Genomic DNA, 8,685 nt, shown 5'->3' with positions numbered 1-8,685 from the left:
TATGGATATTGTAAAAAACAGCAGGAGCAACAAGTTGCAGCAGAAATGACTAAGGGCGAAGCTTGTCAAAATAAATCACCACTTCGACAAAAACACTAGACAAATGATAACTTTTCTTATACAATATAAGTATGTAGTATAATGTAAAGGCAATGAGAGCCAGTTGAAAAAGAAGAAGTTTTTTCTTTTTGACTGGCATTTTTTTTTAAAACACGAGGTAAGGTGGGGTATAATCAATGTTTACCGATTTGTTATGTGTGATTCCTGCGAATTCGAAACCTGCTGAAGTGGCAGAGCTTTTAAGAAAACATCCCGAGATCAAGTTTGTTTCTTTGGTTGGGATCGATCTGGCAGGTAACGATACGGATGAAAAGATTCCGATGCACATTTTCCTTGAGGATATAGAGGATTTCTATGCAGGTTCTGCGGTACAGACAGACGGTTCTTCGGTCGTTCTGACGGGTATCGCGACGATCAATAATGCAAAAGTAGATATGCCGATCGACCCGACGGTAAATTGGTATGTAGACTATAATTTTGAGCATCTCGATGAAGAATCTGGCTATCCGACGGGGACGCTTCGTATTCCTGCATTCTTGATCCACGACGGCAAACGTGTTGATTCGCGTGCGGTCCTTGCTGATTCGCTCAAGTATGTGCGTGAAACGATGCTTGACTTGTTCTCGCGTGTCGATAAGATCGCAGGGCTTGATATCGATCCGAAAGAGATCGTTGACGTGACATTTACATCGGCGACTGAACTTGAGTTTTGGGTAAAAACGCCGCTCGGAGATGCAGAGATTCAAGAAATGTCGGCATCGCAGGTCATGCAGGAACAATACTGGCAGAGAACGCGCGGTGTCGTCAGAACGGCACTTGAACAGTGCGTACTTGCTCTTGATGCGTATGGTCTTGGTGCCGAGATGGGACACAAAGAAGTTGGCGGTATGAAGGCTCATATCGACGGTAGCGGTCACATGACGCACGTTTGCGAACAGCTTGAGATCGACTGGAAATATGCTGATACGGTACAGGCGGCAGATAATGAGCTTCTCGCGCGTATTTTGGTAAAAGAGATATTCCGTATGAACGGTCTTGAAGTCAACTTCAAAGCAAAACCGATGATCGGTCTTGCCGGTAATGGGAAACATATGCATTTCAGTATTCAGGCTGTCTTAAAATCGGGCAAAGTCGTGCCTCTTTTTGCACCGTCCGATATGCAGAAAGATTTCTTGAGTGCGATCGGTTACGGCGCGATCATGGGTCTTCTCAAAAACTACGAAGTCGTCAATCCGCTCGTATCGGCAACGAACGACTCGCTCAATCGCTTAAAACCGGGTTTCGAAGCACCGATCTGTATCGTAACATCGCTTGGCCATGCGCCGCATCAGCCGTCGCGTAACCGTACGATATTGGCAGGTCTTATCCGCGATCTCGAAAATCCGTTCGCAACGCGTTTTGAGCTTCGCTCGCCGAACCCGTACACCGATACGTACCTTGTACTGGCGGCTATCTATCTGACGATCATTGACGGTGTAAAAGCCGTTCTCGAATCGGGCAAAACGACTGACGAGCTTTTGGCAGAGCTGTCGAAACAGCCGGGTGAGGAAGGTTTCTATTTGGAAAAAGACCGTGCATATCGCAGTGAAGAAGACGTATTTGAGGATTATACGGATGAAGAACGTGACGCTATGTTCGGCGCGCCGCCGGCAACTGTTTGGGAAAACATGCAGGGCTTCGCGAAATATCCCGAGAAAAAAGCCGTTCTTGCGGCAAGCGGTGCTATGACGAATGCTATCATGGACGCTTTCGTTGCAGGTTCGCTTATTCGTTGGGAAACGGAGCTTATCAATCGTTTGATCCCGGAAAATCTCTCTATTGTACGTGAATGTAAGGCCATCCACACAGATGCTAATGACCAAGACATGGTGCTTTGGGGCGAAGTACAGGCGCTTCGTGAATACTTGGCAAAAGACAGCATCGCGAAAAAATCGCTCTTTACACGTATTAAAGAGGCATTCAAACAAGGTGATAAAGATACTGCTTCGGCTCTCCAAGTAGAAATGTACAATAAAATGGAAGGACTCAAAGTTGCTTACAAAGTCTATACAGATAACATTATCTAATCTACATACAAGACCGACAGGCGTTGTTCTGTCGGTTTTACCATAAAAGGAGAGGGCATCATGAGCAAACAGAAAAAACAATCGAACGAACAAACAAGAAAAGCACCTATCAAAGCGACTGCAGCCATTACCTTCATCATGGGTCTGTTGACAGTTCTTGCGATAGCGCCCGAAAATACATTTTTGCACATAGGATACATTGTCATCGTAGGTTATGCGTTGTTCTATTATGCAGTACTTCGCGGAAAGAAAAAAAGCACTCGCGAAACAACGATGCGTCGCGATAAACTCGAGGCGCTCAAAACGAAAATGGAAGCTGATGAAGTAAGACTCGAAAAAAACGCGAAAAAGATCGAGAAACTGGAAGAAAAACAAGCGCAGGTAGAAGCTGACCTTGCGCGTGCGCATGAATTGACGATCAAAGAATGGCATGACCTTTGCGATATTATTGAAGATACAGCACTTAATAATAAGCAGAGTGAACAGTATAAAAAGTTGATGAATTTGCTTCGTGCAAAAAAAGATGAGGGCCACCTGAACGAGAGCGAAGCAGATAAGGCGCAAAAGCTCTATCAGACCATCTATACGCAGAGTTTGGCGACGATGAAAAAACGCTACGAAAAAGAAAAAACTGCGCGTGAAGAGATCAAAGCAGACATCGACCGCAACTTGGGTAAGATGAAATCGAAAAAACGTAAAAAATAAGAAGCGTAAAATGAAACTCCCTTACAAGTATGTCTTGTAAGGGAGTTTTTGTTGTGAGGAAGGTCATGTTATCGTATTCGGTATTTAGATAAGCAATGTCGTATAAGGGAACTGCCTCGTAGGAGACAGTTCGAAGGAGTGGATCAGACTGCGAAGCGATGGAGGGTATCTGTTGAAGTGTTTGTTTGCGATTCAACAGGATATCTGTTGGCAGGCGCTGAAACAAATTCGCTTGTTTCGTTCAAGAGATGTTGTGTCAGTTCTCTGACCTCTTCCATGTTTTCGCAGAGATTGATAAGTTCCAATACCGAGCGTAATAATTGATAGTTTTTCATACATTTCCTCTCCCAACTTATATAATATTGCTTTCCGCATCTTTAGAATATCAAATAAGTTATCCTATAAAAAGGACAATGAAAGAGAAAAAATAAAATTTATAAAAATTTTTGGTGTCAGACTGTATGATTGTTGTTGAGAGATGATCGGTCATGTGTAGGTGTGCTATGCAGAAATATAAAAAGAACCTCATCCCGATTGCGTGTACTGTGCAGTACAATGAATAGGATGAGGCTTTTTTGTATGTATGAGGTATGGATTAGTGGCGCGCACCGAGCAGATAGGTGATGAGCTGCTGTGCCGTACGGCCGCTTCTGCCGGAATGTGTCATTTCCCATTTGATGGCTTCTGCGTGCAGTTCCTCGCTCGTCATGTCGAGTTCGTTGATCTCTGCGAGGTGTTCGAGGATAGCAAGGTATTCTTTTTGATTCGGTGCCGTGTAGCTAATGGTGATACCGAATCGGTCGGAGAGGGATATTTTTTCGTTGATGGTATCCATGCGGTGAATGTCCTGACCGTCGCCGACTTTGTCGTCCCAGCGTTCTTTGATGAGGTGGCGACGGTTCGAGGTTGCATAGATAAGGACGTTCGGCGGAGCGGCTTCGATACCGCCGTCGATGGCCGATTTGAGAGATTTGTATTCGACTTCATGTTCTTCAAACGACAAGTCGTCGAGGAAGATGATGAATTTTTTGCTTTGGTAACTGCGGAGCTCTGCCATGATGCTGCCGAGATCGGTGAGTTGGTTTTTCGATATCTGTACCATGCGCAGACCTGCACGGAAGTAGCGGTTTATCATTGCTTTTACGGACGAAGATTTGCCTGTACCGCGCGAACCGACCAAGAGCGCATGGTTAGACGGCAAACCTTGGATGAAGGCTTCTGTATTGGCGATGAGAAGGGCTTTTTGGCGTTCGTAGCCGATGATGTTGTCGATCGAGATCGGGTCGAAATGTTCGATACCGATGAGGCCGACGCCTTTTTGGTAGCGGAATCCGCGATAACGACTGATCTTACCGCTGCCATATTGATGATAGAAGGCGAGGAGTCGGCAAGAAAGTGCCGCTACGGGGTCATCTGCTTCGAGCGCTTCAGCCGCGGCGTGCGATAACTGCAGGAACGACTCGGGCAAGGTCGGATTGGACGGTGTATAGTCTGTGAGGAAGTCGTACTTTGTCTGCGGTGTGCCTGCCTTTAAGAGAAAGTCGGCAATCAGTGTCATGTCGTGTTGGAATGCCGCTGCCAGACCGGGTGCGAGGATCGGAGCTGTGCTTTGTTCTAAGGCATTCGTAACGAGGTTGCTGTCTTGGAGTAGTTGATAGATGAAGTAGTTGCAAAACAGATTGCCACCGATGCCAAATCGTTCAGCCGCCGCAATGAGTTCTGCCGAAAGGGCAGGCGAGAGCACGCCGGGTGCATCGACTTGTGCAGCAATGATGGGATCGTTGAGTAAGTTTCTATAAATTAACAGATTGGCAAGTGTTGATTGAGTCATGATATATACCTCCAGTTCTCCTTTAAGTATACATTCTGTCCAATATAAAGTAAATTGAAAGTTGCATTTTTATAAGGAAGATACGAGATTATTTTATTTGCATGGGTATACTATTATCGGAGGTGGCGAATATGAAAAAATTAGACGGCAGAAGCACGCTTGAGGAGATCCTTGTAGAGAAACAGGAATTGATTCGTGATTATCAGACACGAGCAGAGCACATCGACGATGAGAATGTACATCGGATGCTCAGACATTTTGCCGAAGCGGAAGCAGAGCATGCGGTAGCGATCAAGGAAGCGTTGCGTTCGATGTAAGAAAAGAGGGGCATCTCGCAGTGAGATGTCCCTCTTTGATATGTTTTGTTTTTATGCGTGATACAAAAGAAAAAAGACCCTACTGGGTCTTTTTTCTTTTAAGCCTTAGAGGCTATTATTTCAAGTTTTCTGCGAGGATATCAGCAACGTGTTTAACTTTAATGCCTTGAGCCTGTTTGTCAAGACCGCCGCCGATCTGCATCATACATGCCGGGCAAGCTACTGCAACAGTCGTTGCGCCGCTTTCCTGGATGTTTTTGATTTTGTCTTTGAGGATAGGCATGGAGAGTTCAACGTATTTAACACCGAACGCACCGGCCATACCGCAGCATTTATCGCAGTTGTGCATTTCTACGAATTCGTAGCCAGGAGCTGCCTGGAGAAGTTTACGCGGCTGTTCATGGATACCAAGACCACGACGCATATGGCAGGAATCATGGTACGTTACTTTTTCGTTACCTTTAGTCGGGTTGAGGCGACCGAGTTTTTCGTAGTCAGCTGCTACGAAGCTCGTGAATTCACGTACTTTGTGAGCGATTTTTTCTACGCGATCTTTCCATTTCGGATCGTCAGCGAAGAGCTCAACGTACGTTTTGTGCCACGTTTCCGTACAAGTCGGGCAAGTGGAGATGATATAATCCGGTTTAGCTTCTTCGAATGCTTCGATGTTGCGGAGTGCAACGTTTTTAGCAGTTTCTCTGTCGCCCATACCGATGATCGGTTTACCACAGCAGCTCTGATCTTCAGGGAATACTACTTCGTAGCCGAGGTCTTGCAATACTTTGATTGCGTTTTCACCGGTATCCGGGAATACGAAGTCAGTGTTACAACCGCTGAAGAATGCGATGCGTTTTTTAGCATTCGGTTTGTTTTTCTTAACGAGGTTAGCCATGCGGTCACGAAGCGGAGTTTCAGCAACTGCCGGCAAGCTGCGGTCTTTGGAAAGACCTGCGAAGAAGAGCGGCAAGTGACGGATCATTTTACCGGACGTGAACGGTTTCTGTGCGAGCGAAGCTGCACGGAGGAGCGTGTGGAATACTTTACGGCTCGAGAGAACGTTTTCGAAGACAGCGCTGACCATGAACGGCAAGCCTTTCTGTTTAACGTTACGAGCGCGGAGTTCGTCGATGAGGTCAGGAATAGCCATTTTACCCGGGCAGATCTCAACGCACTTACGGCAACCGATACAGAGTTCGTTGATTTTTTCGAAGTCGCCCATGCTGTGGAGAAGAGCAGTGAGGATTGCACCTACACCACCTGCGTAGATGTGACCGTATACGTGACCACCTACGAGCGTGTAAACCGGACATACGTTGAGGCAGGATGCGCAACGTACGCAGTGGTATACTTCTTTGAGAACCGGGTCTTTAGCAGCTTCCAAACGACCGTTGTCGAGGAGGATTACGTGGCATACGCGATCTTCTTCAACCCACTGACCGTCTTTTTTGTGGATGATCGGCGTAGCACCGTCAACCATCGTCATATAGCTTGTCATTCTCTGGCCCGTGCCGTTACGCGGCAAGAGACGGAGGATCTTAGCAGCATCTTGCGTGTTGCGGATAAGTTTTTCGTAACCGATAACGACAACATGAACGCGCGGCATAGTCGTTGCCAAACGAGCGTTACCTTCGTTCGTTACAAGACCGATAGCACCGTTTTCGGCGATACCGAAGTTAGCACCCGTAATACCCATGTCAGCTTCGATGAATTCGCTGCGGAGGTTTTTACGAGCAGTCTGGATCATGTCATAGATGACCGGTTCAATTTTGCGGCCGAGTTCTTTGGAGAAGTACTCAGCGCACTGTTCTTTGCTCAAGTGGATAGCCGGCATAACCATGTGGCTCGGTTTGTGACCTGCGATGGAGATGATCCATTCACCCATGTCAGTTTCCATTACATGGTAGCCTTCTTCTTTGAGATATTCATTCAAATGAATTTCTTCAGTAGCCATCGATTTGGATTTGATGATGCGTTTAACGTTGTTCTCTTTACATACTTTGTTCAAGTATTCTTTGAGAGCAGCGCCGTCTTTTGCGCGGTAGAAGTGAGCACCGCGAGCTTTAACGGAAGCTTCGAATTTGTCAGCGATCTCTTCGAGATGCTCAACAACATCAACTTTCATAGCTTTGAAAGAGTTGCGAAGACCATCAACGTCTTCAACGTTTTCGTATGCTTTCAAACGAGCGACCGGGTACTGTTCAGCGAAGCGAGCAAGCGCGCCGCGGAGTACGGGGTCGTTCAATTTGGTATCGATTTCTTTTCTGATATTGCGATTGTTTTCAGCCATTATGCAGCACCTCCGTTAGTTTCATCGATTGCGATGATGACGAAACGGCCAGGACCATGAACACCGATCGTCAATACGCGTTCAATGTCAGCTGTACGGCTCGGACCGGTAATGAAGCCCATGTGACCGCTTGTGAATACCGGCGAGATAACTTTGAAAGCATCTTCAACCGTGTTTACGCCATGGTTTTTGTTAAGGAAAACGATGTGCATTTCCGGAAGCATGCTCGTTACACGTGCTTCGTAGGATTTCGTATCAACGCATACGCTACCCGTTTCTGCAATGTGGAATTCTGCACAGCTGATACCAACATGAGACTGCTCTGCATGTTCAGCGATTTCGAATTTATCCGTATGGAGAGTTACGCCTTCCAAACCGGAGATCGTTTCATAGATTTTTGCAACTTCTGCATTTTCTTCATGGCCAACACCGCAAATTTTCGTTGCTTTTTGATCTGCAATGAGTTCAAGAACTTTTGCCTGCGCTTCTGCCCAGCTGTTCACTTCGTGAATTTCAGCTGCAGCATTCGTAGCATTCTGTTTGAATTCATCCCAGTACTTCGCACTAACTAAGTCCGAAGTAAAGGTAGCTGCCCAATTAGTACATACTTTTTTCATTCTGACACTCCCTCGTATTATGAAATAGTGAGATTATTATACGACATAAAATTTTTATTCGCCACGACTGGGAAAATTCCTTCAAGAATTTTTTATAATCCTACAAAAAATTTTTCATAATCCTACAAAAAATCGTTATCCTTTGATGCGTTCTGCGATCTTGGCTTCTACCAGTTCTTCGATCTGTTGCTCGAGGCGTTCGTTGTAGAGAACCATGAAATCTTTGAACGCGGCGAGTGCGACGGTCGTGCCGATCGCCCCCATAACCTTGGAGATCATCTCGATCACATCGTCGCCGCAGTCGGAGGCGCGTCCTACACCTTGAAGACAGCGCTCGATGGTTTCGGGATTGTTTTGATACCAGTCATCGAAAATCTGTTCAATCTCTTGTCTTGTCATACCGATCATTTTCGGTTCCTCCCTTTTATCCTACAAGATACTTTACTTATTCTTGATACCGTCGGCAGAATCCTGTAACTTGGTATCGCAAATATGAAAAAAAGAAGAGGCGTTTTTTGCCTCTTCTTTGTCATATCAGGACGAATTCGTCTACGCTTTGGTTCGGGGCTGTCATTGGTTTTACTTTCTCGTCGGAGTCGATGTCGGCGATGATGACATTGACCGTATGCGAGTTGCGCGCTGCATCAAACGCGGCAGAGAAGTCTTCTCTCGTCTTGACTTCATGGGCAGTCGCACCGCAGGAACGAACGAATCCTGCGAAGTCGAAGGCGGGAAGGGTCGTGGCGGAATAGTGCTTGTCAAAAAAGAGCGTCTGCCATTGACGTACCATGCCGAGGACGTT

9 protein-coding genes are annotated in these 8,685 nt (G+C 46.2%); 3 read left to right on the top strand and 6 right to left on the bottom strand.

Annotated elements, in window-relative coordinates; translation table 11 throughout:
* Positions 1 to 236: 236 nt before the first annotated feature.
* Together IJN28_04150 and IJN28_04145 are read left to right on the top strand one after the other, a co-directional pair.
* Positions 237 to 2,126 carry a glutamine synthetase gene (locus IJN28_04150; protein ID MBQ6712963.1) on the top strand — a complete coding sequence of 630 codons (1,890 nt, stop codon included), beginning with the start codon at positions 237 to 239 and terminating at the stop codon, positions 2,124 to 2,126.
* Positions 2,127 to 2,186: 60 nt separating this feature from the next.
* On the top strand, positions 2,187 to 2,831 hold the full coding sequence (locus IJN28_04145; protein MBQ6712962.1) for a hypothetical protein: 645 nt from the start codon (positions 2,187 to 2,189) through the stop codon (positions 2,829 to 2,831).
* Between the two features lie 143 nt (positions 2,832 to 2,974).
* On the opposite strand, the gene IJN28_04140 is transcribed toward IJN28_04145, so the two are convergent.
* Both IJN28_04140 and IJN28_04135 read right to left on the bottom strand, forming a co-directional pair.
* On the bottom strand, positions 2,975 to 3,166 hold the full coding sequence (locus IJN28_04140) for a hypothetical protein (protein ID MBQ6712961.1): 192 nt from the start codon (positions 3,164 to 3,166) through the stop codon (positions 2,975 to 2,977).
* A gap of 260 nt (positions 3,167 to 3,426) precedes the next feature.
* The gene (locus IJN28_04135; GenBank protein ID MBQ6712960.1) at positions 3,427 to 4,662 is read right to left on the bottom strand and encodes an ATP-binding protein; all 1,236 of its coding nucleotides are present in this window, start codon (positions 4,660 to 4,662) and stop codon (positions 3,427 to 3,429) included.
* Positions 4,663 to 4,793: 131 nt separating this feature from the next.
* Here IJN28_04135 and IJN28_04130 point away from each other — a divergent pair, with 131 nt between their 5' ends.
* Positions 4,794 to 4,979, top strand: a complete 186-nt coding sequence (locus tag IJN28_04130; protein MBQ6712959.1) for a rubrerythrin family protein — start codon at positions 4,794 to 4,796, stop codon at positions 4,977 to 4,979.
* A gap of 115 nt (positions 4,980 to 5,094) precedes the next feature.
* Here the strand turns inward: IJN28_04130 and IJN28_04125 are convergent, their stop codons facing one another.
* From IJN28_04125 to IJN28_04110, 4 genes are all read right to left on the bottom strand, one after another.
* Positions 5,095 to 7,266: an LUD domain-containing protein gene (locus tag IJN28_04125; GenBank protein MBQ6712958.1), complete on the bottom strand. Its 2,172-nt coding sequence runs from the start codon at positions 7,264 to 7,266 to the stop codon at positions 5,095 to 5,097.
* Entirely contained in the window at positions 7,266 to 7,883 is a 618-nt protein-coding gene (locus IJN28_04120; GenBank protein ID MBQ6712957.1) for a lactate utilization protein, read from the bottom strand. The genes IJN28_04125 and IJN28_04120 overlap by 1 nt, the downstream gene beginning before the upstream one ends.
* A 135-nt stretch (positions 7,884 to 8,018) precedes the next feature.
* Positions 8,019 to 8,291 carry a hypothetical protein gene (locus IJN28_04115; GenBank protein MBQ6712956.1) on the bottom strand — a complete coding sequence of 91 codons (273 nt, stop codon included), beginning with the start codon at positions 8,289 to 8,291 and terminating at the stop codon, positions 8,019 to 8,021.
* A gap of 121 nt (positions 8,292 to 8,412) precedes the next feature.
* A partial coding sequence (locus tag IJN28_04110; protein MBQ6712955.1) for an acetolactate synthase, large subunit, biosynthetic type occupies positions 8,413 to 8,685 on the bottom strand: 273 nt, incomplete at its 5' end.

Source organism: Selenomonadales bacterium, assembly GCA_017442105.1.
In the GTDB taxonomy this organism is placed as follows: Bacteria; Bacillota; Negativicutes; order RGIG982; family RGIG982; genus RGIG982.
This window is presented reverse-complemented; position numbering and strand designations above follow the sequence as displayed.